This is a genomic window from Rhodoferax sp. XS2R6 (assembly GCF_056521365.1).
In genome coordinates this window covers 407507-432822 of the sequence record NZ_JBWMAY010000003.1, presented here as the reverse complement: position 1 = coordinate 432822, position 25316 = coordinate 407507, and the positions used below count along the sequence as shown (strand labels likewise).

The window sequence follows — 25316 nt, the reverse complement described above, 5'->3', positions numbered from 1 at the left end:
TGCGCAAGCAGCTACTGTTTTAATAGCGTTTTGGGTCGGCTTACTCAGCCCAACCCCAGCTGCCCCTTCACCACCGCCAGCACCGTGCCACCGGCCGCCTTGGCGGCGTCTTTGGCAAAGTCCATGGCAATGCCCTTGAACAGTTTCTTGCGTTCGGCCGCGTCCTTCATGTCTTTGGCCTTGTCGTAGCCCGCGCGAAAAGCTGCCAACTCCTTTTTGCCAAACAAAGACTCCAGCACTTGGAACAAGCCGTCGGCCGACACCCGCACGATCTCGGTGCTGAAGGGGTGGTCAAAGATGTGTTGGTAGATCTTGAGCTGGCCCTGCAGCCAGTTTTTGGCCAGCGTGTCTTCAATGATCAGGCAGATCTTGTCGCCCTGCGGTTCCAGCGACGCGTTGGCCAGCGCCGCCAGCAGGCGCCCCGCGGCCTGGTCTTCCACGCGGCCGCCAAACTTCAGCGCCGCCTCGTAACGCAGCTTCTTCACCTTGACCACCGGTGTCTTTAGGCGCTCGCTCACGGTCTGGTTGTTCAGCCGCGCCAGCGGCCCCGAGCCCCCCAGGCCGTGCTGGTCCAGCAGGTGCATCACCAGCGCATCAATGTCCGCCTTGGGCATGGCGCCCAGGCCGAACTTCAGGTAGTTGTCGAGGAACTCGGTTTCAAAGCTGGACATGGTGCAGATGGCGACAGGAGTGAAGGTGCGGCAACTCTAGCCGAAGCGGCGCACCGCCTCGGCCAGCTGCTTCACTAGCCCTGGCATCTGCTCCACCGGCACTTGCGCATAGCCCAGCAAAAAGCCGCGCCAGGGCTGCACGCGTGTGCCAATGGCCTGTTCGCTCAACGCCGGGGCCACGACGCCTTTTGCCTGCAGGTCGCGGCTCATGGCGGCGTCATCCGCACGCGGGTTGCGCAGGCGCAGCGCCAGGTGCATGCCGGCGGAGCCGCCGTACACATCGGCCACATCACCCAGCTGCTGCTCCAGCGCGGCCACCAGCGCATCGCGGCGTTGGCGGTAGAGGCGGCGCATGCGCCGCAGGTGCAGGCTGAACTGCCCGCTGTGCATGAACTCGGCCAGCGCCAGCTGGTCGGCCGCGCGCCCCCGCGGTGTGGTGCGCGCCAGCATAGCGCTGAGCGGCTCCACCAGCGCGGCAGGCACCACCACAAAACCAATGCGCAGCGCGGGGAACATGGTTTTGCTGAAGGTGCCCAGGTAGAGCACCGGTGCATCCGCCGCCAAGCCCTGCATGCACGAGAGTGGAGGCCCGTCGTGGCGGAACTCGCTGTCGTAGTCGTCTTCGATGATGAGGGCCGCCGCACTGCGCGCCTGGGCGATGAGGGCCATGCGTCGCTCCAGGCTCAGCACGCTGCCCGTGGGGTACTGGTGCGAGGGTGTGACGTAAATGAGTTTGGGTGGGTGGCGCTGCCAGTCGGCCGCGGTGGGGGCGATGCCCTCGCTGTCCACCACCATGCCCATGGGTTTGAGTTGCGCGGCCTTGAAGGCGGCCAAAGCGCTCTGGTAGCCAGGGCTCTCGATCCACACCTTGTCGCCCGCATCGGCAAAGGCGCGGGCGCACAGGTCCAGGCTGCTCTGCGTGCCGTCGGTGATGATGACCTGGCTGGCGTCCAGCAGCGCACCACGTGCCACGCGCAGGTGGCTGGCAATGGCTTCGCGCAGCGCGGGCTCACCGGTGGGCTCGGCGTAGTTAAGCTGGGCGGTGCGCAGGCCGCGCCAGGCACGGTCCAACAGGCGACGCCACAGCGTGACTGGAAACTCCTTGAGCGCAGGCACACCAGGCGCAAAGGCGGCGGGGGTCTCGGGCGCGTCGCGCGTGGGCACAGCCAGGGCGCGTTTGGACAGGCCCACACGCAGCGGTGCCGCCTGGCGCATTGGTGGGGGCACGGCAGTGGCATCGGCCACCACGGTGCCACGCCGGTCGGGCAGCACAAAACCTTCTGTGGCGAGCTGGTCGTAGGCGTAGAGCACGGTGTTGCGCGACACGCCCAGCTCTTGCGCCAGCGTGCGTGTGGCGGGCAGGCGCACGCCGCTGCCCAGCGTGCCGGTGCGGATGGCGCTGCGCAGGCATTCGTGCAACTGGCGCTGGCGAGACCAGCGCGCGTGGGCTGGCGTAGCGGTGTAGCGGGAGAACAGCAGTTGGTAGTCCACAGGCGGCCTTATTTTCGTGGCACTAAAAAATAGTGCAAAGGTGGATCTTAATTTGGAGCCACATGCGTTCTACAGTGCAGCCCTCTTTCACTTGCACTGCCATGACCGCAACTACCCACAAGCCCACCGCCCCAAGCGACCGCACCCGTGTGCGCCGTATTGCCGAAAACGCCCATTACGACGCCGCCACGCTGCATGCCATTCTGGACGCGGCCTATGTGTGCCACGTGGCCTTTGCCGACGACAAGGGCACACACTGCATTCCCACCGCCTGCTGGCGCGAGGGGGAGCACCTCTACATCCACGGTTCCAACGGCGGGCGCCTCATCAAGCTGCTGGCCAAGGGCACGCAGGCCTGTGTGACGGTGACGCACATCGATGGCCTGGTGCTGGCACGCTCGGCCTTCAACCATTCCATGAACTACCGCTCGGCCATGGTCTACGGCCAGTTTGAAAAGGTGGACGACAAACGCGCCGCGCTCGACACCTTCATGCGCCACCTAGCCCCGGGCCGCGAGCACGAAGCACGACGCGGCAATGACAAAGAGTTTGCCGCCACCACGGTGATGCGCATCAGCCTGGCCGAGGCGGCCTGCAAGGTGCGCACCGGTGGCCCCAAGGACGATGCCGAAGACATGGGCGTGGCCGCCTGGGCCGGCGTGTTGCCGCTGGTGCAGCAGCGTGGTGCGCCCGTGGCCGATCCGCTGTGCACGGTGCTCGCACCGGCGTATGTGCAGGCCTGGGACGCCTGAGCCAATCCACAGTCCGACAGGAGGGTTGGGTTAACTGGTATTGAAGTGGTATTATTTGAAAAAACCACCCAATCCGCCCCGTGCCATCCGCCCTCAACCCCGCCGCCGACAGCTCCCCGCTCTACCTGCAGCTGGCCCACCAGCTGGAGCAAGACATCCGCGCGGGCACCTACCGCGTGGACCAGGCCTTGCCGTCGGAGCGGGTGTTGTCCGAGTCGCTGGGCGTGTCGCGCATCACCGCGCGCAAAGCCATTGAGGTGTTGGTGGGCCAGGGCCTGGTGCTGCGCCGCCAGGGTTCGGGCAACTTCATCGCGCCGCGGCTGGAGCAGCCGCTGTCCAAGCTAGCCAGTTTTTCGGAAGAGCTGCGCCAGCGTGGCTACATACCCAGCAGCAACTGGATCACGCGCGAGGTGGCCGCCGCCAGCGTGGCCGAGCGTGAAGCCCTGGGCCTGGCCCGTGGCGCCCGCGTGGCGCGGCTGGAGCGCCTGCGCCTGGCCGACGGCGTGCCCATGGCCTACGAGCGCAGCACCGTGCTGCTAAGTGCCTGCCCACGCCCGCAGGACCTGGACGGCTCGCTCTACCTGCACCTGGCGCGCAGCGACCTGGCGCCGGTGCGCGCGGTGCAGCACATCCGCGCCGTGAATGCCGAGCCCGCCATGGCTGTACCGCTGGGCATTGCCATAGGCGCGGCCTTGCTGTGGGTAAGCCGCACCGCCTATTTGCCCGACGGCGTGGCCGTGGAGCACACCCAGTCGTACTGCCGCAGCGACTACTACGACTTTGTGGCCGAGCTGAAAACCTAAAGACACCGCCATGACAACATTGCAGAGCCGCATCGAAGGCCACATCCTCACCCCCACGGGCTTTGTGCAGGGCGCGCTGACGCTGGACGCGCAGGGCCGCATTGCAGGCATCAGCGGCACGCCGGTCGCCACCGCCGCCGTGCGCGACAGCGGTGTGCCCATTGTGCTGCCCGGCTTCATCGACCTGCATGTGCACGGTGGCGCGGGCCACGACATCATGGAGGGCGGCGATGCGGCTCTGCATGTGGCCACGCTGCATGCACGCCACGGCACCACCTCGCTGTTGGCCACCACCATGACCGCGCCGCAAAGCGACCTGGACACGGCCTTTGCCGCCATGGGGCCGCTGTGTGCCAAGCGCGCGCCCAATGCCGCACGCGTGCTGGGTGTGCACCTGGAGGGGCCCTACATCAGCGAGGCGCGCCTGGGCGCGCAGCCGCCTTTTGCGCGGCCTGCCAGCTTGGCTGAAATCCACCGCCTGCACGCCATGGTGCCCATTCGCCTCATCACACTGGCGCCCGAGGTGGGTGGCAATGAGGCGCTGATCGCCCAGCTGGTGGCCGAGGGCTTCAAGGTGCAGTTGGGCCACACTACCGGCAGCTACGAGCAGGGCGTGGCCGCCATGCGCTGTGGCGCCACGGGCTTCACGCATTTGTTCAACGCCATGTCGGCCCTGCACCACCGCGAGCCCGGCATGGTGGGCGCCGCGCTGGCGCATGCCGAGTTTGCCGAGGTCATCCCTGATCTGCTGCATGTGCACCCCGGCGCCATCCACGCCGCGCTCCGTGCCATTCCCAAGCTTTACTGCGTGACCGATTCCACATCGGCCGCCGGCATGCCCGACGGCGACTACAAGCTGGGCCGCCACACGGTGACCAAGTGCATGGGCGGCGTGCGCCTGGCCGACGGCACGCTGGCCGGCTCGGTGCTCAGCATGGACCAGGCCCTGCGCAACCTGGTGGACACACTGGGGCTGGACCTGGTGGATGCGTCCAAACGTGTGTCCACCTATGCGGCCGATCACATGGGTCTGCAAGACCGCGGCCGTCTGGTAGCGGGCGCCTGGGGCGATGTGGTGGTGCTGAACCGCGACCTGGCGTTGCAGGCGGTGTGGGTGGAAGGCCACGCGGTCGCCTTGTAGAAGGCTGCGGTGCAACTCCGCAAGAAATGTCTGCTCGGTGTTTTTAGACTGGCCCGGTGTTCCACCCCACCGGAGTTATTGAATGAAAACAGAGCCACTGGCCCATGCCATCCACGTCATCGGCATCGAGCTGCGCACCACCAACCTGGAGGCCATGCAGACCATTCCACCGCACTGGCAGCGCTTTGGCCAGGAGGAGGTGCTGGCCCACATTTCCACCAAGCTGAATGGCGATGTGTATGCGGTCTACACCCACTTTGAAAACGCGGGCGTCAACAACACGGGCTTGTATTCGCTGGTGATTGGCGCGCCGGTACCCGCCAGTGCCGAGGTGCCCGCGGGCATGGTGCGGGTGGTCATCCCCGCTTCCAATCGCGCGGTGTTTGACGTGGAGCCCACTCGCTTTGACTTGGTAGGCACCAAGTGGATGGAGATTTGGGGCCACACCGAGCTGGCCAAGACCGTGATTGCTGAGTACGAGCGTTACAGTGCCGATGGCAGCATTGCCATCTCTATTGGTCTGCAATAGGCTTGGAACAACGAAAACACCCACCGCGCATGAACCGCAGCCACAGCTGGACCGACTACCAAGACCGGCTGAGCCGCGTCACCGCCTACCTCCATGACCACCTGGCCGAAGAGCTGGACCTGGACCAACTGGCGGAGGTGGCCCACCTGTCGCCCTACCACTGGCACCGCGTGTACCACGCGATGAATGGCGAAACGATTGCGGCCACCATACGCCGGTTGCGCCTGCACCGCGCATCGGGCTACCTGGCCAACACGCAGCTTCCGGTGGCGCAGGTGGCGCGCAAGTGCGGCTACCCCAATGTCCAGTCGTTTACCCGCGCCTTTGGCACGGCCTATGGCATGGGGCCCACGCAGTACCGCGCGCAGGGCGGCCATGTGGTGTTTCGCCAGGGTGTTGCGCAGGCCGCCGCGGCGGGCTACACGGTGGACATTCGCCATGTGCCCGCGGTGCCGCTGGCGGGTTTGCCGCATGGTGGTGGCTATATGCGCATAGGCAAGGCGTTTGAAACCACCTTCACGCACATGGCCGCGCAAGGCCTGTTGCGGGACGACACGCGCTGGCTGGCCGTGTACTACGACGACCCGGCGGCCGTGCCCGAGGCGCAGCTGCGATCGTGGGCGGGTTTGTCGGTGCCCGCAGGCGCCAGCACTGCTGCTCCGCTACAGCCGATGACGCTGGGAGGCTGCACCTGTGCCGTGCTGCGCCACCGCGGGCCCTACGCCACCATGGGCGCGGCCTACCAGTGGCTCTATGGGCAGTGGCTGGTGCAGTCCGGTCACGCTGCGCTGGACCAGCCGGTGTTCGAGGAATACCTGAACAACCCGCGCGACACGGCGCCGGCCGATTTGCTGACCGACATCTACTTGCCGCTGCAGGATGTGGCCTGAGGCCTAAGCGTCTTCCTGCGCAATCGCCGCCAGCAGCACGGTGACCACCAGCCCGCCTTCGGCATGGTTGTGCAGGCGAATCTCGCCGCCATGCGCCTGGATGATGTTGCGCGCAATGCCCAGGCCCAGGCCGGTGCCGGTGCGATTTTGCTGCTGGCCGTGGCTGAGGCGCACATGGGGCTCAAACGCGGCCGACATGCTGGCCTGGGCAATACCGGGCCCAAAGTCGCGCACCTCTACCAGCGCGCGCGTACCTTGGTGGCTCAGACGCACTTGTACGCGTTCGCCGTAGAGCACCGCGTTGTCCAGCAGGTTGCTGAAAGCGCGCTCCAGGGCCAGGGGCTTGCCCAGCACGCTGATGGCATCGGCCGTGCATTCGATAGACGCATCGGGGTGGATGGGGCGTTGCGCCAGGCGGGCGAGCAAGGTGTCCAGCCGCACAGGGGTCAGATTTTCGTGGATGTCGGTGTCTTTCACGCTTTGCAGCGCGGCTTTCACCATCACGTCCAGGTCGTCCAGGTCTTCGTGAAATTCGGCGCGCAGGGTTTCGTCGTCCAGCAGCTCGGTGCGCAGCTTGAGCCGCATGATGGGCGTCTTGAGCCCGTGCGAGATGCCGAGAAACAGCCGCTCCCGGTCCACCAGGTAGCCTTGGATGCGGGCCTGCATTTCGTTGAAGGCGCGGGCCGTACGGCGCAGCTCGGCAGTACCGGTTTCGGGCACGCTCTCGGGCGCGGAGTCGCTGCCAAAGGCGTTGGCGGCAGAGGCAATTTTGTTGAGTGGGCGAATGAGGCCACGCACCAGCAGCACGCTGAGCACCAGCACGGTGAGCAGTGTGACCAGCTGCATGGCCACGCGGTCCAGCGTTAGCGGGTTGGCATTCTCCAGAAAATACGGGTCGGGCATGGGGGCGGCCAGGTACAGCCAGCGTCCGGGCTCAAACTCGGCCTGGATCACCAGTACCGGCGCGGGCCGCGGGCGCAGCAGCAGCGTGGCCTCCACCCACGACTCGGGCAGATCGCTGACCATGCGGCCGTCGTCCGACACCTGCAGGCTGTCGGGCCAGGCAAAGGCTACCTCGGGCGCTTGCGCGGCGCTGAGGTTGCGGACCAAATCCTCGCGCACTACATCCACCACGGCGTCTACCAGGGCATTGGATTTGAGCGGCGTGATGGGCACACGCGCTTTGTTCACGTTCACGAAAAAACGCGTGCCGCCCATGGTGCGCAGCTGCTCAATGAGGATGGGGCGGAATTGCGGCGGCAGGTCGCGAAAAAAGCGGATGGAGCCGGCCGCGTTGAGGGCGATGTGGCTGGCCGCGCTCAGCGCCTCGGTGCGCGCGCTTTCACGCAGCTGGCGTGCCCACAGCAGCGTGCCCACCAGCTGGGCACTCACCACGCCCAGCGCCATCACCACCACGATACGGCCCAGCAGGCTGTCGGGCAGGTAACGGCGCGTCCAGCGACGGCTAGCTGTCGCCATGCGCAGTCACATCGGCCGAAAACACGTAGCCGCTGCCGCGCACGGTTTTGATGAGAACGGGTTGTTTGCCATCGTCATGCAGGCGCTGGCGCAGGCGGCTGATCTGCACGTCTAGCGAGCGGTCCAGCGGGCCCAGGTCACGGCCGCGGGTTTGCTCCATGAGGCGGGCGCGGTCCAGCGTTTCACCCGCGTGTTCGGCAAAGAAGCGCAGCAGGTTGAAGTCCATGCTGGTCAGCACCACGGGCTCGCCCTGGCCGTCGGTCAACACGCGCTCCATCACGTCCATGCTGAAACCCGCAAAGCGCAGCGTGCGCACCGGCGCGCCGGGCGCGCCCAGCTGCATGCGGCGGTGGATGGCCTTGATGCGGGCCAGCAGTTCGCGCGGGTTGTAGGGCTTGGCAATGTAGTCGTCGGCGCCCAGCTCCAGGCCCACGATGCGGTCGGTGTCGTCGGCGCTGGCGGTGAGCATGATGATGGGCACGGGCGATTGGCTGCGTACGCTGCGGCACAGCGTGAAGCCGTCGGTATCGGGCAGCATCACGTCCAGAATCACCAGGCTCAGCTCGTCCTTGAAGCGGTCGAACTCGGCCATGAAGCTGGCGCCGTCGTGCGCCACGCGCACCTCGTACTGGTGTTTCTCCAGGTAGGTCTTCAGGAGGTTGCGGGTTTTTTGGTCGTCGTCAACAACGAGCAGGGTGCGGTTCATGGCGTGTTGTGGAGAGGTTTTTTAGCGCTCTGCGCCAGAGGCGCGGATGACGGCGGCCAAGCGGCGCTGGGCCTCTTGCGGCTCCATGCGCGCGTCGGTCAGGTAGCGCCACAGGGTTTGGGCCACGGCGTCTTTGATGGCTTCGTCGGCCGCCATGCGGTGTGCCAGGCTGGGCACACGGGCGCTGCGCGGTGCGGCAAATGTTTCCCACGAATCGCGTGCGCAGCCGTCCAATGAGGACACGTCCACATCGCGGCGTACTGGTACCGCACCCTTGATGCGGTTGTAGGCCAGCTGTGCCACCGGGCCCACCACCACCTCGGCCATTTTTTCTTGCGTGGCTTCACGCTGACGCGCACTCACCAGCATGGCCAGGGTGTCCACGCTGTAGAGGTGCATGCCTTCGGTGCCGGGCACCACCACGCAGCCAAAATCTTTGGTGGGGCTGGCGCCCCAGGCCATCAGTTCGCCCTTGGCCCAATCGCCCATGATCATCATGCCGGCGGTGTCGTTCATGAGTTCGCGGGCGCCGTCGGTCCAGGCTTTCTCTTGCGGGTTGTCACCGGCCAGGGTGCGCAGCCAGCGCAGGCGCTGCAGGGCGCGCTCCACACGCGGGTCCATCCAGGCGCTGCTTTTGCGCTGCACGATGAGCTCGCGGTACAGCGTAGGCCCGGCCTCGCCCAGCAGCACGGTCTCGAACACGGTGGCCATTTGCCAGGGTTCGTCGCTCCACGCCAGTGGGCGCACGCCCTGCGCCTGCAGCTTGCGCGCGATCAGTTCGAACTGGCCCCAACTGCGCGGCGGTGTGAGGCCCAGGCGTGTAAAGAGCTTGCGGTTGTAGAGCAGGGTGTTGATGCGCTGGATACCCAAAGGGGCCGCAATTACATCGCCCTTGTAGGTGACCAGATCGAGCACTGTGGGGAACAACACTTGCGACCAGCGCTGGCGCTGGGCCACGGCATTGAGGGGCATGACCAGGCCCATGTCGGCCCATTCGGTGAGGGTGGTGCCGATGAGCTGGGCCACATCGGGTGGGTCGCCAAGCAGCACGCGGCTCTTGAGCACCTTGACCGCCGCCATGCCGCCGCCGCCAGGAATGGCGGCGTCTTTCCACAGTACGCCGGCGGTGGCCAGCTGGCTACTGAGTTGGTCGGCCGCGCGGCGTTCGCTGGCGGAGGTCCACCAGTGCAGCACGTCCAGTGGCACGCCAGGGACCTGCGCAGTGGCGCTGTGCATGGCACCCAGCCACAGCGACAGACCCCATGCGAACCAGGCGATAGCTTTCATTTGCTGTCGTTTTGTAATGTTATGTATGCGCGCTGCCAGAACCACCCCGAAGGACCACAGGTGCGCCCGTTTGGCACGTAATAAAGCGTAAGGCGAGAAGGCGGTGCATGGGAAAAATATTCAATGAAATCAACGACTTATTTCTGTAATTCGCATGCGGTAAGGCGGTTTGATATTACAGGGGTCACAGCATAACCTCCGCCCACTGATTGGTCACCGCGATGCACGGGACCGGCAGTTTCATTCAACCGATGATCAGGAGATTCCATGTCCCAACCCCTTCGCTTGGCCGCTGCCGCGGCTGCGCTGGTTTGTAGCAGTTTGGCCAGTGCCGGTACCCTCACCATTGAGAGCTGGCGTGTTGATGACAAAGGTTTGTGGGAAGACGTGCTCTTGCCCGCTTTCTACAAAGCCAACCCAGGCATTACCGTGAAGTTCAGCCCCACCGCGCCGCCCGAGTACAACTCTGCGCTGAACGCCCGCCTGACCGCCGGCACCGCCGGTGACCTGGTGACTTGCCGCCCGTTTGACGTGTCACTGGACCTGTTCAAGAAGGGCCATCTGGACAAACTCAACGGTAATGCCGCGCTCAAGAACTTCCCCGAGTCCGCCCAGGTGGCCTGGCAGACCGACGATGGCAAGGACACCTACTGCGTGCCCATGGCCTCGGTCATCCACGGTTTCTTCTACAACAAGAAGGTGTTTGCCGAGCTGGGCTTGGCCGTGCCTGTGACTGAAGCCGACTTCTTTGCCGCCATGGACAAGATCAAGGCACAAGGCAAAGTGGCCCCCATTGCCATGGGTACTGCCGATCAGTGGGAAACCCACCAGATCGTCTACACCGGCATCGGCCCCAACTACTGGAAGGGTGAAGAAGGCCGCAAGGCGCTGATCGATGGCAAGAAAAAGTTCACCGACCCCGAGTTTGTAAAAACCTGGGACGTGATGGCCAAGTGGGCGGCTTACCTGCCCAAGGGTTACCAGGCCCAGACCTATGGCGATTCGCAGAACCTGTTTGGCACCGGCCGTGCTGCCATCTACCCTACGGGCTCGTGGGACATCTCGTACTTTGAAGGCAACAGCAAAGTGGAGTTTGGCGCGTTCAAGCCACCCGTAGCCAAGGCCGGTGACCCTTGCTACATCTCGGACCACACCGACATCGCCATGGGTATCAACAGCAAGAGCAAGAACAAGGCAGACGCGCAGGTGTTCCTGAACTGGCTGGCGAGCAAGGAGTTTGCCGACCTGTACACCAACAAGGTGACCGGCTTCTTCTCGCTGTCCAAACACGCGATTGACGTGAAAAACCCCGTGGCCAAGGAAATGATCGGCTGGCGCAACCAGTGCAAGAGCACCATTCGCCTGAACGCCCAGATCATGAGCCGTGGCACCCCGAGCATGGAAAACGAGTTCTGGAACGTGAACTCGCAGGTCATGAACGGAAAGATGGCGCCCAAGGATGCTGCTGCACAGATCCAGACCGGTTTTGCCAAGTGGTACACACCAGCCAAATAAACACTGGCCTGTGAAAGACAGGTGCGGGCCGGTGGCCTGCACCTTGGCGGCGCAAGGGGCTTGCGCCGTCTCCCCCGTTCTCCCTCGACTCTCTGACCAGTAAGGTCTCTCATGAAACTCGGCTTTTCCTGGCGGGTGCTGGTGTTTATCGCCCCGGCACTGCTGATCTACGCCACCTTCAGTGCGCTGCCGCTGATCGATACCCTGCGTCTGGGCCTGTACAGCGCCGACGACACGGGTGTGCGCACTTTCTCCGGCTTGTCCAACTACATCACCATCCTCTCGGACCCGCAGTGGTCTGCGAGCTTCTGGAATGCGATGTGGAACAACCTCAAGTTTTTTGGCATCCATATGCTGGTGCAAAATCCCGTGGGCCTGTTGCTGGCGGCCCTGCTGTCGCTGCGTAACGTGCGTTTTGCGGCCACTTACCGCACCATCTTTTTCCTGCCCACGCTGTTGTCGGTGGTGATCATCGGCTTTGTGTGGCAGCTGATCCTGTCGCCGCTGTGGGGCGTGTCCGAGCGCCTGCTCACGATGGTGGGCTTGGGCGACTGGTTTGCACCTTGGCTGGGGCTGGAAGACACGGCCTTGATCACCGTGTCGCTGATGTCGGTGTGGCAGTTCATCGGGGTGCCGATGATGCTGATCTATGCCGCGCTGATTGCGATTCCTGACGACATCATCGAAGCCGCCGTGGTGGAGGGCGCTTCGCCCTGGCGCATCTTCTGGCAGATTCGCCTGCCCTTGATCCTGCCGACGCTGGGGCTGGTGACCATCCTGACCTTTGTGGCCAACTTCAACGCGTTTGACCTGGTCTACACGGTCAAGGGCGCTGTGGCCGGCCCCAACTACAGCACCGACATTCTGGGCACGCTGTTCTACCGCACCTTCTTTGGTTACCAGTCGCAAGTGGCCAGCGCCACCATGGGGGCGGCCGTGGCCACCATCATGTTCCTGGTGATTCTGGTGGGCGTAGCCCTGTACTTTTTGGTGGTGCAGCGCAGGCTGCAGCGCTTTGCTTTGTGAGACCCCGCATGGCCACCACACACTCCCTTTCCAAAGTCCTGCCCGTGGCACCCAGCCGCGTGTTTGTGCACCTCACGCTGATCGGCTATCTGCTGCTGGCGTTGTTGCCCATCCTGCTGGTGTTCATGAATTCGTTCAAGAGCCGCGACGCCATTTTTGATGACCCACTGGCCTGGCCCACGGCCGAGACCTTTTCGCTGATTGGTTACACCAAGGTGCTGGGCCGCTCCGACGTGCTCATGTACTTCGGCAACAGCTTCATCGTCACCATGGCCTCGCTGTTTTTTATTTTGTTGTTCGGCTCCATGGCGGCCTGGGGCCTGTCGGAGTACCGCTTCAGGGGCAACCGCTGGCTCAAGTTCTTTTTTGCTTTCGGCATCATGGTGCCGATCCGCCTGGGCACGGTCTCCATCTTGCAGCTGATGGTGGAACTGAACCTGGTGAACACGCTGACCGCGCTGGTGCTGGTCTATGTGGCCCAGGGCCTGCCGCTGGCGATCATGATCTTGTCAGAGTTTATGGGCCAGGTGCCCAGCGAGCTGAAAGACGCGGCGCGTTGCGACGGCATTGACGAGTTCCGCATCTTCTTCCAGGTGGTGGTGCCGCTGATCCGCCCGGCCATTGCCACGGTGGCGGTGTTCACCATGGTGCCGATCTGGAACGACCTGTGGTTCCCGCTGATCCTGGCACCGTCGGACAAAACCCAAACCATCACGCTCGGCATCCAGCAGTTTGTGGGGCAGTACGCCACCGACTGGAATGCCGTGCTGGCCTCGCTGTCCCTGGCCATCGTGCCGGTGGTCACGCTCTACGCCCTGTTCTCCCGTCAACTGATTCGCGGCATCACCGCGGGCGCCGTCAAATAAAGCACACACACCATGGCACGCGTTTCCCTCAAAAACATTTCAAAAAGTTACGGCAGCAACGACCCGGTGCTGCACAACATCAGCCTCGACATTGAACACGGCGAGCTGGTGGTGCTGGTCGGCCCCAGCGGCTGCGGCAAGTCCACGTTGTTGCGTGTGTTGTGCGGGTTGGAAGACATCAGCAGCGGTGAGCTGCGTATTGGCGACGATGTGGTGAATGATCTGCCACCGGCCGAGCGCGGCATTGCCATGGTGTTCCAGAGTTATGCGCTGTACCCACACATGGACGTGTACCGCAACATGTCCTTCGGTCTGAAGATTCACGGCGCCACCAAGGCCGACATCGACAAGAAGGTGCGCGACGCCGCCAAGGTGCTGCACATCGACCACCTGCTGTACCGCCTGCCACGCGAGCTGTCGGGTGGGCAGCGCCAGCGTGTGGCCATCGGCCGCGCCATCGTGCGCGAGCCGCGCCTGTTCTTGTTTGATGAACCGCTCTCCAATCTGGACGCCGCGTTGCGTGCCAAGACCCGTATCGAACTGGCCCGCCTGCACCGCGACCTGGACGCCACCATGGTCTACGTGACGCACGACCAGGTGGAGGCCATGACGCTGGGCGACAAAATTGTGGTGCTGAACGAAGGCCATGTGCAGCAGGCGGGTACACCGCTCACGCTGTACCAGCAACCGGCGAATCGTTTTGTGGCGACCTTCATCGGCTCGCCCACCATCAACCTCCTGCCCGCGCGCGTGATCGAAGTGTCCGATGCGGGGGCACGCCTGCAACTGGGCAACGGCAGCAAGGTGCTGGCCACGGTGGATGCCGCGCAGCTGCAGGTCGGTGAGACGGTGGAGGTGGGGCTGCGCCCCGAGCACTGCGAAGTGCTGTCCTCCGGGGTGGCACCAGGCACGGATGACACCGCACTCGATGCAGAAATTACTTTGGTGGAGCACCTGGGAGAGTCCAACCTGCTGTACCTGAAGATGGACGATGGCCAGGAGCTGATCGTGCGCGGTGACGGCAGTGCCGAGGTGCGCCTGGGCGACTCGGTCATCGTGCGCGCAGCGCCGTCGGCGCTCTACGTTTTCCGCGCCGATGGCAAAGCCTGCACGCGCCTGAACCCGGGCAATATGCGCTCGGCCCACGCCCGATGAAGGCTGCCTGGAGTTTTGACGCGTTGCCTGCGCACATCCATTACGCCATTGGCGTGGACGGTGGGGGCACCAGCACGCGGGCGCGTGTGGTGCACCGCAGCGGCGTGGTGGTGGGCGAGGGCAAGGCCGGTGCTTCGGGGTTGATGCAGGGCACGCCCCAGGCTTGGCACCATATTGCAGAGGCCATTGCCCATGCGGTGCAGGGCCGCCTGCAGGCTGACTGGCCCGTGCCTGGCACGGCCAACATTGCGCTGGGCCTGGGCCTGGCCGGTGCCAACAACGCAGACTGGAACGCCAGCTGCCTGGCAGCCAACCCTGGCTACACGCGGCTGGTGCTGGAGTCGGACGCACTGGTCGCGCTGCTGGGTGCCCACCAGGGCGCCCCCGGTGCGCTGGTCATCATGGGCACGGGCGCCATTGGTCTGGCACTGCAGGCGAGTGGGGAGCGTACGACCACGGGCGGCTGGGGCTTCCCCTGCGGGGACGAGGGCAGTGGTGCTGACTTGGGCCTGCAGGCCGTCAACCTGACCCAGCGGGCGGTGGATGGGCGCCATGCCCACACGCCGCTCACACGCGATGTGTACGCCACGCTGGGGGGCACACCACAAGCGATGCTGGCCTGGTGTGGCGCGGCGCGGCAGTTTGCGTATGCCACGCTGGCGCCCAAGGTCTTTGCGCATGCAGAGCACGATGCCGAAGCGGCCCAGATGCTGGCGCGTGCGGCGCAAAGCCTGGAGTCCCTCGCCACCGCACTGGATCCCACGTATACGTTGCCGCTGGCCGTGGCCGGCAGCATTGCCCAGCGCTTGCTGCCCCGCTTGTCCCACGCCATGGTGCGCCGCGTGGTGCCCGCCCAGGGCGACGCCATGGACGGCGCGCTGGCCCTGTGTTTTTTATAAAGGATTGTTTGTGCGTACTTTGATGTTGGAAGAGGCCCTGGCCTCGGCGCGCCAGGTGGCGCAACAGCTGGCGGCGGACGACGACCGCTACGCCGCCCTGGGCGCTGCCCTGCGCGCGTTGCCCCCACAAGGTGCGGTGACGATTGCGCGTGGTAGCTCGGACCATGCGGCGGCCTATTTTGCCTACCTGGTGATGTCGCGCACTGGGCAACTCGTCACTTCTTTGCCCATGTCGCTGCTGACGCTGTACAAGGCGCCGCTGGCCAAGCAACGGCTGCTGGCCGTGTCCATTTCGCAGTCCGGGCGCAGCCCGGACCTGATCGAACCTATGCAGCTGTTTGAAGCGGCGGGTGCCACCACGGTGGCGCTGGTGAACGACACCACCTCACCGCTGGCCGAGGCTGTGGACTGGGCGCTGCCGTTGCACGCCGGCCCCGAGAAAAGTGTGGCCGCGACCAAGAGCTTCATCTGCGGCCTGGTGGCTGGCGCGCGCCTGGCCGCGCACTGGGGCGCACACGACGACCTGTTGCAAGGCCTGCAGACGTTACCCGCAGCTTTGGATGACGCGTGCCAACAAGATTGGTCCAGCGCCGTGGAGCTGCTGCGCACCGCCAGCAAACTCATGGTGATTGGCCGAGGCCCGGGGCTGGCGATCGCGCAGGAGGCGGCGCTCAAGTTCAAGGAGACCTGCGCCATCCAGGCCGAGGCCTTCAGCGGTGCCGAGGTCAAACACGGCCCCATGGCACTGGTGGATGAGAACTACCCCATGCTGGTGTTTGCGCTGCGCGGCCCCGCGCAGCAAAGCCTGATTGACTTGGCCACTGAGATGCGTGGCCGTGGCGCCCAGGTGCTGTTGGCCGCACCCGCCGATGTGCCGGGCCGCGACCTGACCCTGAGCACGGCACCGCAGGAAGACCTGGACCCGATCACCGCCATCCAGAGTTTCTACCTGCTGGTGGAAGCCGTGGCGCGTGCGCGCGGTGCCAACCCCGACCAGCCGCGCCACCTCTCCAAGGTCACGACCACCCGATAAACTGGCGGGCATGAACTGCCAAACCCTGCTGATCGACGAAGCCCCCGCCGTGCGCCTGCAAGGCCCGGCGGGAGATACCGTGACCGTGCTGCTGCGCGGTGCCCAGGTGATCTCGTGGGTCGATACCAGTGGCATAGAACGGCTGTATTGCAGCCCCAACTCGCCGCTCAAGGGGCCACAGGCCGTGCGCGGTGGTGTGCCGGTGATCTTTCCGCAGTTTTCAGGGCGCGGCCCTTTGATGCGCCATGGTTTTGCACGCATGCGCGGGTGGACGCTGCAGCCCTGGGACGCATCCACGCCGGAGCCCAGCGTCTCGCTGCAACTAGAGAACGCGGTCGGTGACGACCCGCAGTGGCCCCATGCCTGCGTTTGCACATTGACGGTGAGCCTGGTGCCGCAGGGCCTGCGCATGGCGCTGGCAGTTGCAAACACGGGTAGCACGCCCTTCCCCTTCCACGCCGCTTTGCACACCTACCTGGCGGTGGGCGATGTGACCCAGGCCGTGTTGACCGGTGTCTTGCCCCAGGGCACCCCGCTGTCCTTGCGCGATCCGATCGACCAACTCTTTGAAGCGGTGGCGGGCCCCTTGCAGCTGCAGAGTCCCGGTGGCAATTTGCAACTGGCGCACACGGGCTTTTGCGATGTGGTGGTGTGGAACCCCGGCCCCGAGGCGGTGCTGGCCGACTTGCCGGTGGGGGGTTACCGCGAGTTTGTGTGTGTGGAGCCGGCTGTCGTGGGTGTGCCCGTGCAGCTGGAGCCGGGGGCGAACTGGGAAGGTGTCACCGTGATTTCCTACAATCGCGCTCTGTCCACCCCGGACCGATAACCTAACCGAGCTCCCCATGGCCGCCAACAAGCCTTCTACGCGCACCTCCCTGCGCCCCATTCCCAATTTCATTTTTGCCAGCCGCTGGCTGCAGTTGCCGCTGTACATCGGCCTGATCGCGGCCCAGGGTGTGTATGTCTTCCATTTCTGGGTGGAGCTGGTGCACCTGCTGGAGGCCGCCTTTGGCAGCCAGACCGCGCTGCAGGCGCTGATCTCCAGCATTGGCTACAAGTCCGATGTGCAAATCACGGCCCTCAACGAGACCATCATCATGCTGGTGGTGCTGGCGCTGATTGACGTGGTGATGATCTCCAACCTGCTGATCATGGTGATTGTGGGCGGCTACGAAACCTTTGTGAGTCGTATGGACCTGGACGGCCACCCCGACCAACCCGAGTGGCTGAGCCATGTGAATGCGTCGGTGTTGAAGGTGAAGCTGGCCACGGCCATCATCGGCATCAGCTCCATCCACCTGCTCAAGACCTTTATCAACGCCGCCAACTACGACGTGAAGGTGCTGATGTGGCAAACCATCATCCATGTGGTGTTTTTGCTGAGCGCACTGGCCATTGCCTACACCGACAAGCTGCTGACGAGCACCCACCCCAACAAACATTGAGGCTGGATTAACCCGGCGGCAGGTGGTCGGCATCCGGCCTACGTGCCGGGTCTACATGGGTCATGAGGTTAAGCACGCGGTGGCGCTGCAGCACCGCAGCGCGGGCCGCCACGGCAATGTTGTGGCCCGCTTCCACCGTGAGGGTGGCGTCCACCTCAATGTGCGCGTCGGCCACCACCATATCCCCCATCTTGCGCGTACGTACATCGTGCACGCCCGCCACACCGGGTGTGGCCAGCAGGGTGGCACGAATGGCCTGCACCTCGGCCTCGTCCAGGCCCCGGTCCATCAGGTCGTGCAGCGCGTCCCAGCCAAAACTCCAGCCCATTTTCCCCACCATCAGGCCCACGATGAGGGCCGCAATCGGGTCCAGCAGCGGAAAGCCCAGCAGGTTGCCCGCCAGGCCCAAGCCCACTACCAGCGATGAGGCGGCGTCGGAACGTGCATGCCAGGCATTGGCCACCAGCATGCTGGATTTGACGGCCTTGGCGACCCGGAGCATGTAACGAAACAGCAGCTCCTTGGACACCAGGGCAGCGGCCGCGACCCAGAGTGCTATGGGATGCACGACTGCGATGGTGCTGGTGTCTTCGAGCTTGCTGACGGCCGACCAGACCATGCCCACACCCACCGCAAGCAGCAACAGCCCCAGCACCAGCGAGGCAGCGGTCTCGAACCGCTGGTGGCCATAGGGATGGTCTTCGTCGGCTGCCTTCTGGCTGTGGTGGTTGGCCAGCAGCACCACACCGTCGGCCACCAGGTCGGATAACGAGTGGATGCCGTCGGCAATCAGCGCCTGGGACTTGGCCAGTACGCCCACCCCAATTTGCAGCGTGCTGAGCACCAGGTTCACCGCCACACTGACCCAGGTGCTGCGGGTGGCCGCTGCAGCGCGCTGGGTGGCGCTGTGGGGGCTGTGCTCGGTGTCGTCGGTCTCGGTGAAGTTCATGCAGCGGTTCGCTTGAAAATCATCGAGTGTGGCGTGCCCACCTGAAGCCCGGCTTAGCTGAGGTGTTTGCCGGCAATGCCGGCCAGCTCAAACATCGTGACCTGAGGCTTGCCAAACACTTCCAATAGCTTGGCATCAGCATTGATGGCGCGCTTGTTGGTGGTGTCTTGCAGGCCATTGGCCTTGATGTAGTCCCACAGCTTCTTGATCACCTCGGTACGCGCCACCGGCTCGGCGCCAATGACGGCAGCCAGCGCACTGCTGGGCAGCTTGCCGCTGGCAGCGGTGGTCTTGCGAGGTGCCTTGGGTTTGGCCTCTTTGGTCGCTGCCGCCTTCTTTGCAGGTGCTTTTTTGGCTGCGGCGCCCGTGGATGCTGCGCGAGTAGCTCCTGTTTTTGTAGCACCTGCCGCTTTGGTGGCGGCCTTGTAAGCGGTCTTGCGTGGCGGGAACTTGCTGGGGGCGAACTCAAAGTTCACCTTGCCAGCCTCGGCGTCCCAGGCCAGCATGGCCTTGAAGGCACGGCGTGTGCGCATAGAGACAAACTTGTCCAGCAGGTCGGTCTTGCCGGTGGCCAGCAGCTTTTGCATCTGCTCCCGCTCGATGGGCTGCTGCAGAATGATCTGGCCGCTTTTGAAGTCGCAACTGGGCGTAGGCTGGGCGTCGGTGGGCACCGATTTTTCGCACACATAGTTCTTGCCATGCTCGAACACGTTGCCGCCGCATTTGGGGCATGCGCCCAGCGCGGTCTGGGCGCTGAAGTCGATCAGTTCGCCACTCTCCTCGCCCGCTTTGTCGTCGCCAAAGTCAAACTCCAGCTTGTAGTTCTTGGCCTCTTCGTCGAACTTGATGACCATCTCGGCCGTGAACGGCCAGCCGGCCTTGGAGCGGAAACCGTCCAACGGGCCAATCTTGCGGTCGCGCAGGAATTGCTCCACCTCCACGGTTTCAAACGTGCGCCCGGCAGGCGACTTGCCAAACGAGAAGCCACAGCCGTCCTCGGCACCGCTTTGGCCGGTGCAGGTGAAGCGGCGGTAGTTTTCCTTCACGATGCCGCCGCAGTTGGGGCAGCGCGCTTCCAGCGTGGCGTAGTCGCCGGGGATGGTGTCGCGGTCGTACTCTTTGGCCTTTTTGACCATGCGCTCGGTCATGGCGGCAATCTCGGCCATGAACTTTTCACGGCTGAGCTTGCCTTGCTCCATCTGGGCGAGTTTGTATTCCCACTCACCGGTGAGCTCGGCCTTGGTCAGCTCTTGCACATCCAGGCCGCGCAAGAGCGTCATGAGCTGGAAAGACTTGGCGGTGGGGATCAGCTCGCGGCCTTCGCGCAGCATGTATTTCTCGGCAATCAGGCCTTCGATGATGCTGGAGCGGGTGGCAGGTGTGCCCAGGCCTTTTTCGCCCATGGCCTCGCGCAGCTCGTCGTCGTCCACAGTCTTGCCCGCGTTTTCCATGGCGCCCAGCAAGGTGGCTTCGGAGTAACGTGCGGGTGGCTTGGTTTTCAGGCCCTTGGGGTCGACCGGGTCGCCCTTGACCTTTTCGCCCGGTTGCACCGGTACCAGGTTTTGGCCCTTGTCGCCTTCCTTGGCGTCTTCCACTTCGGCGGCGGCTTCCTTGCCGTAAATGGCCAACCAGCCCGGCTTGACCAGCACCTTGCCTTCGGTTTTGAAGGCATGCTGGGCAGCGGTGGTGATTCGGGTGGTGACCTGGTATTCCGCACTAGGGAAGAACACTGCCATGAAGCGGCGCACCACCAGGTCGTACACCTTTTGTTCGGCCTCGCTCAGGCCGCTTGGCGCTTGAAGCGTGGGGATGATGGCAAAGTGATCCGACACCTTGGCGTTGTCGAACACGCGCTTGGTGGGTTTGACGTAGTTGCCGTTCAAGGCGGTCAGGGCATGGGGCGCCAAGTGGCGCATGCCACTATCAGCCAACATCTCAAAGGTTTGCTTGACCACGGGCACATAGTCTTCGGGCAGGTTGCGCGAATCGGTACGCGGGTAGGTCAGAGCCTTGTGGCGCTCGTACAGGCTCTGGGCAATCTGCAGCGTGGTCTTGGCGCTGAAACCAAACTTGCCGTTGGCCTCGCGCTGCAGGCTGGTCAAATCAAACAGCAGCGGTGATGCCTGGGTGGTGGGCTTGCTTTCTTCCGTGACGGTGGCCTGCTGGCCGCGCACGGCGTCAGCAATGGCCTGCGCCTCACGCTGGCTCCAGACGCGGTCGGCCTTCTTCTCGGCGTCGTCGGCGTCTTTTTTGTGCGCGGGGTTGAACCACTTGGCAGCGTAGTCACCCGCCTCGGCGTGGAAGCTGGCATGAATTTCCCAGTAGTCGCGGCTGACGAACTTGCGGATCAATTCTTCGCGCTCCACCACCACGCTCAAGGTGGGCGTCTGCACGCGGCCCACGGTGGTCAGGAAGAAGCCACCATCGCGGCTGTTGAACGCCGTCATGGCGCGGGTGCCGTTGATGCCCACCAGCCAATCGGCCTCCGAGCGGCAGCGGGCGGCGTCGGCCAGTGGCTGCATTTGCGCATTGGTGCGCAACGCACCAAAGCCATCACGAATCGCCTGTGGTGTCATCGACTGCAGCCACAGGCGGCTCACGGGCTTGCCCAGCGGCTTGGCGCCACCGGCGTATTGCTCGATGAGGCGGAAGATCAACTCACCTTCGCGGCCCGCGTCACAGGCGTTGACGATTTTGTCCACGTCCTTGCGCTTGGCGAGTTTGACCACGGCGTTCAAGCGCGTCTTGGTCTTGTCTACGGGCTTGAGGTCAAAGTGTGGCGGAATGACGGGCAGGTGGGCAAAGCTCCACTTGCCGCGTTTCACGTCAAATTCTTCGGGGGCCTGGATCTCGACCAGATGGCCCACGGCGCTGGAGACGACGTAGCCGTCACTCTCGAAGTACTCGTCGTGTTTCTCGAACTTGCCGGCGGTGGGCGTGAGCGCCCGCACGATGTCTTGGGCGACGGACGGCTTTTCGGCAATAACTAAAGTTTTCATCTGACTACAATCCAGTTCTCGCGTGCGCGCAGGCGCGCACTTGCACACGCAGGCACGCACACATGCGCGCCCATACGATTCACCATACCAAATTTTCGACCCGTGGCAAAAAAACCAGTGATTTCCCCCGTCCCTGCCAACAGCCGACGTATCCAGACCCGGCGCTCCGGGGTGCATGGCAAGGGGGTGTTTGCGGTGCAGGACATTGCCGAGGGTGAAACCATCATCGAGTATGTGGGCGAGGTCATCAGCTGGCAGGAGGCGCAGGACCGCCACCCCCACGACCCCAAGGACCCCAACCACACCTTCTACTTCTCGCTGGAAGACGGCAACGTGATCGACGCGCTGTATGGTGGCAACTCCTCACGCTGGATCAACCACTCCTGCGACGGTAATTGCGATGCGGATGAAGAAGACGGCCGCGTGTTCATCAAGGCGCTGCGCAACATCAAGGCGGGCGAAGAATTGAACTACGACTACGGCCTCATCATCGACGAGCGCTACACCAAGAAGCTCAAGGCCGAGTACCCCTGCTGGTGCGGCAGCAAGAACTGCCGCGGCACGCTGCTAGCCCCAAAAAAATGACTCGCCCCCGTGGCGGCTCCCGCCTCCTCTCCTTCAAGGGGGCAACTCCAATGGCCCGGCACAGCCGGTTCCATGGCGTTTCTGGATGCAGGCCTTGCGCGCCGGAGGGGCGGTCGTCATGACCATTCAATGGCCTGCGGAAGCCATCTGGGAGGCGGTCAGCCCCCTGTGGCCCAGTTTCTCGGTCGAAGTCCTGCCCGAGATCGATTCCACCAACACCGAACTCATGCGCCGCGCGCGCGCGGGCCAGCTCGACCCTATTCTGCTGGTGGCCGAGCGCCAGACTGCCGGCCGCGGTCGGCTGGGGCGGGACTGGAAGAGCGACACGGCGGGAGAGGGCGGTACGCTGACCTTCTCGCTGGGCGTGCCGCTGGCGCCGGCGGACTGGTCGGGCCTGTCGTTGGCGGTGGGGCTGGCCGTGGTGAATGCCCTGCACCCCGCGTTGCGCCTCAAGTGGCCCAACGACGTCTGGCTGGACGGGCGCAAGCTCGCCGGCATCCTCATCGAGACCGCTGGCGTGCGCGACACGCGCTACGCGGTGATCGGCGTGGGCATCAACCTCAGTCCGCGCGAGGCCACCGATCTGCGCACCCCGCCCGCCGCCTTGCAGGAACTGCTGCCGGGCGTGCAGGCGCCCGATGTGCTGGGCCAGGTGGCGCCCGTGCTCGTGCGCATGGTGCAGCGTTTTGCTGCACAGGGCTTTGCGCCGCTGCGGGAGGATTTCCTCGCGCGTGACTTGCTCAACGGGCAAGCGGTGGTGTGCAGCGATGGCATCACCGGCACCGCCCGCGGGGTGGATGCCAGCGGCGCGCTGCTGGTGCATACTGACCAGGGATTGATCAAAATTAATAGCGCGGAGGTCAGTGTGCGACCTGCGCCTCCTCCTGCCACGGTGTCCTGACCCTATGTTGCGCTTGTTTGTTTTGGTATTGCTGCTGGCCAACGGCCTGTTTTTTGCCTGGAGCAATGGCCTCTTGCGGGCCTATGGTTTTGCACCGGCGCCGGTGAATGAGCCCCAGCGCATGGCGCAGCAGATCAAGCCCGAGAGCATCAAGCTGCTCAACGCCAGCGAGATCAAACGTGTGGAAGCCCAGGTGCAGGCCGATTTGGCCCCCAAAGAATGCCTGCAGGCGGGCCCGTTTGATGACACCCAGGCGGCTGCCCTGCGCAAGGCCCTGGAGTCGGCACTGCCGTCGGGTTCCTGGCAGCTGGACACCGGCAAGGAGCCGGCGCGCTGGATTGTGTACATGGGCAAATACGCCACGGCCGATCTGCTGGCCAAAAAGCGGGCCGAGCTCAATGGCATGGGCATCAAATCCGACAGCGTGAGCAATGCCGCGCTCGAAATGGGCTTGTCCCTGGGCGGCTTCGAGACCGAGGCTGCGGCCAAGGCCGAGTTGGCGCGCTTGGCGCCCAAAGGCATTCGCACCGCCAAGGTGGTGCAGGAGCGCGAAGAAGGCAGTGCCAGCATGCTCAAGCTGCCCGCATTAACCGAGATGCTGCGTGCCAAGCTGACCGATCTGAAACCGGTGTTGGCCGGAAAATCCCTCAAAACCTGCTCTTGACCGGTGGTTTGTCGGGGGTGTGGCTCAGGCGTTGTCTGGGTGCTGGTGAAACCGCAGCGTGAAGCTGGCACCCGGCATGGCACCGCCGGGTTTGGCATCTTCCACCGAGATGGTGGCGTGGTGCTGGCGCGCAATCTCCAGCACGATGGGCAGGCCCAGGCCTGAGCCGTCGGCCTCGTTACCCAGTGCACGGTAAAAGGGCTGGAACACCAGCTCACGCTCGGCCACCGGGATGCCGGGGCCCGAGTCTTCCACCTGCAGCACCAGTGCCTTGCTGAACGGGTCCAGCAGCACCCGCGCCGTGATCACGCCCGGCTTCTCGGCGCTGCTGGGCGTGTAGTTGATGGCGTTGTCCACCAGGTTGCGCACCATTTCTTTGAGCAAGGTCGGGTTGCCCGGCAGGCTCACCCCGTCGGTGCCCGGTTGCACCCCCTCAAACCCCAGGTCAATGTGTTTGTCCATGGCGCGTGGCACGCAGTCGCGCACCACCTCCATGGTGAGCCGGGCCAGGTCGCAGGGCTGGTGGCTCAGCACGGCACCGCTGCTTTCGGCGCGGGCCAGCGCCAGCAACTGGTTCACCGTGTGGGTGGCGCGGATGCTGGAACGGCCAATCTGCCGCAGCGATTGTTTGAGGTCTTCGGCACTCGCACCCTGGCGCTGGGCCAGGTCGGCCTGCATGCGCAGCCCGGCCAATGGCGTTTTGAGCTGGTGGGCCGCATCGGCCAGAAAGCGCTTTTGCGTGGAGATCGAATCCTTGAGCCGCATCAGCAGGTCGTTCACCGACGACACCAGCGGCACCACTTCCAGCGGCACGGCCTCCACGTCCAGCGGGCTCAGGTCGTCCGGGCTGCGCGCTCGGATGCGTTCTTCCAGGCTGTTGAGCGGTTTGATGGCCTGCACCAGCGCCAGCCAGACCAGCAACACGGCCAGCGGCAGGATGACAAACTGCGGCAGCATCACGCCTTTGACAATTTCGGTGGCCAGCACCGAGCGTTTGTCCATGGTTTCGGCTACCTGCACCAGCGCAGGTTTGCCCTGTGGCAAGTCCAGCTTGACCCACATATAGGCCACCTTCAGGTCCACACCCTTGAATTCCACGTCGCGCATGCGCACTTCGCCGGGCGGCAGGCGTTCGTCTTCGGGTGGCAGCGGCAGCTCTTTTTCGCCACTCAGGTACTCACCCTGGCTGCCTATGACCTGGTAGTACACGGTGTCGGCATCGTCGGCACGCAGCAGCTCGCGGGCCGGCAGCGGCAGCACAAATTGGGCCTGATTTTTCTGGATGGTGATGAGCTGGGCCAGCGCCCCAACGTTGTATTCGAGCGAGCGGTCAAACGGCTTGCCGGCAATGCCTTGCGCCACCAGCCAGGTCAGCACCAGGCTCACGGGCCACAGCAGCAGCAGCGGCGTGAGCATCCAGTCCAGGATTTCCCCAAACAGGCTGCGTTGCTCGCGCTGGAAGAGCTTCATCAGTGGGGTCTATTTTTCAAGCCAAATAGGGCTTTAGCCGCCGTGGAGTATGCGCAAACA

General features: G+C 64.3%; 23 protein-coding genes and 1 pseudogene. 16 read left to right on the top strand and 8 right to left on the bottom strand.

Going from position 1 to position 25316, the window contains the following annotated elements; translation table 11 throughout:
• Positions 1-44 precede the first annotated feature (44 nt).
• Entirely contained in the window at positions 45-671 is a 627-nt protein-coding gene (locus AC097A_RS13490) for a hypothetical protein (RefSeq protein WP_315480241.1), read from the bottom strand.
• Positions 672-707: 36 nt separating this feature from the next.
• On the bottom strand, positions 708-2162 hold the full coding sequence (pdxR, locus tag AC097A_RS13485) for a MocR-like pyridoxine biosynthesis transcription factor PdxR (RefSeq protein ID WP_479621232.1): 1455 nt from the start codon (positions 2160-2162) through the stop codon (positions 708-710).
• A 101-nt stretch (positions 2163-2263) separates the two neighbouring features.
• Between pdxR and AC097A_RS13480 the strand changes: the two genes are divergently transcribed.
• From AC097A_RS13480 to AC097A_RS13460, 5 genes are all read left to right on the top strand, one after another.
• Entirely contained in the window at positions 2264-2914 is a 651-nt protein-coding gene (locus AC097A_RS13480; RefSeq protein WP_479621231.1) for a pyridoxamine 5'-phosphate oxidase family protein, read from the top strand.
• Positions 2915-2994: 80 nt separating this feature from the next.
• Positions 2995-3717, top strand: coding sequence for a GntR family transcriptional regulator (locus AC097A_RS13475; protein WP_479621230.1), 723 nt, complete (start codon positions 2995-2997; stop codon positions 3715-3717).
• Positions 3718-3736: 19 nt separating this feature from the next.
• Entirely contained in the window at positions 3737-4858 is a 1122-nt protein-coding gene (nagA, locus tag AC097A_RS13470; RefSeq protein WP_479621287.1) for an N-acetylglucosamine-6-phosphate deacetylase, read from the top strand.
• Between the two features lie 82 nt (positions 4859-4940).
• Positions 4941-5387 (top strand): GyrI-like domain-containing protein, encoded by a 447-nt coding sequence (locus tag AC097A_RS13465; RefSeq protein WP_479621229.1) that lies wholly within the window; start codon positions 4941-4943, stop codon positions 5385-5387.
• Between the two features lie 29 nt (positions 5388-5416).
• Positions 5417-6277 (top strand): AraC family transcriptional regulator, encoded by an 861-nt coding sequence (locus AC097A_RS13460; protein WP_479621228.1) that lies wholly within the window; start codon positions 5417-5419, stop codon positions 6275-6277.
• A 3-nt stretch (positions 6278-6280) separates the two neighbouring features.
• Here AC097A_RS13460 and AC097A_RS13455 read toward each other — a convergent pair whose 3' ends face one another.
• Genes AC097A_RS13455 through AC097A_RS13445 form a run of 3 tightly spaced genes read right to left on the bottom strand, consistent with a single transcriptional unit; the run spans position 6281 to position 9749 of the window.
• Positions 6281-7756 (bottom strand): ATP-binding protein, encoded by a 1476-nt coding sequence (locus AC097A_RS13455; protein ID WP_479621227.1) that lies wholly within the window; start codon positions 7754-7756, stop codon positions 6281-6283.
• The gene (locus AC097A_RS13450) at positions 7743-8462 is read right to left on the bottom strand and encodes a response regulator (RefSeq protein ID WP_479621226.1); all 720 of its coding nucleotides are present in this window, start codon (positions 8460-8462) and stop codon (positions 7743-7745) included. Before AC097A_RS13450 ends, AC097A_RS13455 begins: the two co-directional genes overlap by 14 nt.
• 21 nt (positions 8463-8483) lie before the next feature.
• On the bottom strand, positions 8484-9749 hold the full coding sequence (locus AC097A_RS13445; protein ID WP_479621225.1) for an ABC transporter substrate-binding protein: 1266 nt from the start codon (positions 9747-9749) through the stop codon (positions 8484-8486).
• Between the two features lie 267 nt (positions 9750-10016).
• Here AC097A_RS13445 and AC097A_RS13440 point away from each other — a divergent pair, with 267 nt between their 5' ends.
• The 8 genes from AC097A_RS13440 to AC097A_RS13405 all read left to right on the top strand — a co-directional run bounded on the left by AC097A_RS13440 (position 10017) and on the right by AC097A_RS13405 (position 17688).
• A complete protein-coding gene (locus AC097A_RS13440; protein ID WP_479621224.1) occupies positions 10017-11264 on the top strand; it encodes an ABC transporter substrate-binding protein in 1248 nt (415 codons plus the stop codon).
• Between the two features lie 111 nt (positions 11265-11375).
• Entirely contained in the window at positions 11376-12290 is a 915-nt protein-coding gene (locus tag AC097A_RS13435) for a carbohydrate ABC transporter permease (RefSeq protein ID WP_479621223.1), read from the top strand.
• An 8-nt stretch (positions 12291-12298) separates the two neighbouring features.
• Positions 12299-13156 carry a carbohydrate ABC transporter permease gene (locus tag AC097A_RS13430; protein WP_105262937.1) on the top strand — a complete coding sequence of 286 codons (858 nt, stop codon included), beginning with the start codon at positions 12299-12301 and terminating at the stop codon, positions 13154-13156.
• A 12-nt stretch (positions 13157-13168) separates the two neighbouring features.
• On the top strand, positions 13169-14311 hold the full coding sequence (locus AC097A_RS13425; RefSeq protein WP_479621222.1) for an ABC transporter ATP-binding protein: 1143 nt from the start codon (positions 13169-13171) through the stop codon (positions 14309-14311).
• Positions 14308-15210 (top strand): glucosamine kinase nucleotide-binding domain-containing protein, encoded by a 903-nt coding sequence (locus AC097A_RS13420; protein ID WP_479621221.1) that lies wholly within the window; start codon positions 14308-14310, stop codon positions 15208-15210. Before AC097A_RS13425 ends, AC097A_RS13420 begins: the two co-directional genes overlap by 4 nt.
• Before the next feature lie 10 nt (positions 15211-15220).
• Entirely contained in the window at positions 15221-16243 is a 1023-nt protein-coding gene (locus tag AC097A_RS13415) for an SIS domain-containing protein (protein WP_479621220.1), read from the top strand.
• A 10-nt stretch (positions 16244-16253) separates the two neighbouring features.
• The gene (locus AC097A_RS13410; RefSeq protein ID WP_479621219.1) at positions 16254-17069 is read left to right on the top strand and encodes a D-hexose-6-phosphate mutarotase; all 816 of its coding nucleotides are present in this window, start codon (positions 16254-16256) and stop codon (positions 17067-17069) included.
• 16 nt (positions 17070-17085) lie between these two features.
• Positions 17086-17688 (top strand): TIGR00645 family protein, encoded by a 603-nt coding sequence (locus tag AC097A_RS13405; protein WP_105262942.1) that lies wholly within the window; start codon positions 17086-17088, stop codon positions 17686-17688.
• Between the two features lie 7 nt (positions 17689-17695).
• Here the strand turns inward: AC097A_RS13405 and AC097A_RS13400 are convergent, their stop codons facing one another.
• Entirely contained in the window at positions 17696-18637 is a 942-nt protein-coding gene (locus tag AC097A_RS13400; RefSeq protein ID WP_479621218.1) for a cation diffusion facilitator family transporter, read from the bottom strand.
• Between the two features lie 53 nt (positions 18638-18690).
• Complete coding sequence (locus AC097A_RS13395) at positions 18691-21636, bottom strand: DNA topoisomerase III (RefSeq protein WP_479621217.1); 2946 nt, start codon at positions 21634-21636, stop codon at positions 18691-18693.
• A 102-nt stretch (positions 21637-21738) separates the two neighbouring features.
• Between AC097A_RS13395 and AC097A_RS13390 the strand changes: the two are divergent.
• The 3 genes and pseudogenes from AC097A_RS13390 to AC097A_RS13380 all read left to right on the top strand — a co-directional run.
• A pseudogene (locus tag AC097A_RS13390) lies at positions 21739-22218 on the top strand (SET domain-containing protein); the annotation flags it as partial.
• A 121-nt stretch (positions 22219-22339) separates the two neighbouring features.
• Positions 22340-23122, top strand: a complete 783-nt coding sequence (locus AC097A_RS13385; RefSeq protein ID WP_479621216.1) for a biotin--[acetyl-CoA-carboxylase] ligase — start codon at positions 22340-22342, stop codon at positions 23120-23122.
• 4 nt (positions 23123-23126) lie between these two features.
• Positions 23127-23786, top strand: a complete 660-nt coding sequence (locus tag AC097A_RS13380) for an SPOR domain-containing protein (RefSeq protein ID WP_479621215.1) — start codon at positions 23127-23129, stop codon at positions 23784-23786.
• A gap of 24 nt (positions 23787-23810) precedes the next feature.
• Here the strand turns inward: AC097A_RS13380 and AC097A_RS13375 are convergent, their stop codons facing one another.
• The gene (locus AC097A_RS13375; RefSeq protein WP_315494395.1) at positions 23811-25256 is read right to left on the bottom strand and encodes a sensor histidine kinase; all 1446 of its coding nucleotides are present in this window, start codon (positions 25254-25256) and stop codon (positions 23811-23813) included.
• Positions 25257-25316: the final 60 nt, after the last annotated feature.

Bases quoted from the DNA above. Each gene is read 5' to 3' on its own strand.
- AC097A_RS13455 (WP_479621227.1), bottom strand. From the start codon at position 7,756: ATGGCGACAGCTAGCCGTCGCTGGACGCGCCGTTACCTGCCCGACAGC.
- AC097A_RS13400 (WP_479621218.1), bottom strand. From the start codon at position 18,637: ATGAACTTCACCGAGACCGACGACACCGAGCACAGCCCCCACAGCGCC.
- AC097A_RS13460 (WP_479621228.1), top strand. From the start codon at position 5,417: ATGAACCGCAGCCACAGCTGGACCGACTACCAAGACCGGCTGAGCCGC.
- AC097A_RS13420 (WP_479621221.1), top strand. From the start codon at position 14,308: ATGAAGGCTGCCTGGAGTTTTGACGCGTTGCCTGCGCACATCCATTAC.
- AC097A_RS13490 (WP_315480241.1), bottom strand. From the start codon at position 671: ATGTCCAGCTTTGAAACCGAGTTCCTCGACAACTACCTGAAGTTCGGC.
- AC097A_RS13395 (WP_479621217.1), bottom strand. From the start codon at position 21,636: ATGAAAACTTTAGTTATTGCCGAAAAGCCGTCCGTCGCCCAAGACATC.
- AC097A_RS13440 (WP_479621224.1), top strand. From the start codon at position 10,017: ATGTCCCAACCCCTTCGCTTGGCCGCTGCCGCGGCTGCGCTGGTTTGT.
- AC097A_RS13450 (WP_479621226.1), bottom strand. From the start codon at position 8,462: ATGAACCGCACCCTGCTCGTTGTTGACGACGACCAAAAAACCCGCAAC.
- AC097A_RS13380 (WP_479621215.1), top strand. From the start codon at position 23,127: ATGTTGCGCTTGTTTGTTTTGGTATTGCTGCTGGCCAACGGCCTGTTT.
- AC097A_RS13430 (WP_105262937.1), top strand. From the start codon at position 12,299: ATGGCCACCACACACTCCCTTTCCAAAGTCCTGCCCGTGGCACCCAGC.
- AC097A_RS13425 (WP_479621222.1), top strand. From the start codon at position 13,169: ATGGCACGCGTTTCCCTCAAAAACATTTCAAAAAGTTACGGCAGCAAC.
- AC097A_RS13405 (WP_105262942.1), top strand. From the start codon at position 17,086: ATGGCCGCCAACAAGCCTTCTACGCGCACCTCCCTGCGCCCCATTCCC.
- AC097A_RS13385 (WP_479621216.1), top strand. From the start codon at position 22,340: ATGACCATTCAATGGCCTGCGGAAGCCATCTGGGAGGCGGTCAGCCCC.
- AC097A_RS13480 (WP_479621231.1), top strand. From the start codon at position 2,264: ATGACCGCAACTACCCACAAGCCCACCGCCCCAAGCGACCGCACCCGT.
- AC097A_RS13465 (WP_479621229.1), top strand. From the start codon at position 4,941: ATGAAAACAGAGCCACTGGCCCATGCCATCCACGTCATCGGCATCGAG.
- AC097A_RS13410 (WP_479621219.1), top strand. From the start codon at position 16,254: ATGAACTGCCAAACCCTGCTGATCGACGAAGCCCCCGCCGTGCGCCTG.
- AC097A_RS13435 (WP_479621223.1), top strand. From the start codon at position 11,376: ATGAAACTCGGCTTTTCCTGGCGGGTGCTGGTGTTTATCGCCCCGGCA.
- AC097A_RS13375 (WP_315494395.1), bottom strand. From the start codon at position 25,256: ATGAAGCTCTTCCAGCGCGAGCAACGCAGCCTGTTTGGGGAAATCCTG.
- AC097A_RS13445 (WP_479621225.1), bottom strand. From the start codon at position 9,749: ATGAAAGCTATCGCCTGGTTCGCATGGGGTCTGTCGCTGTGGCTGGGT.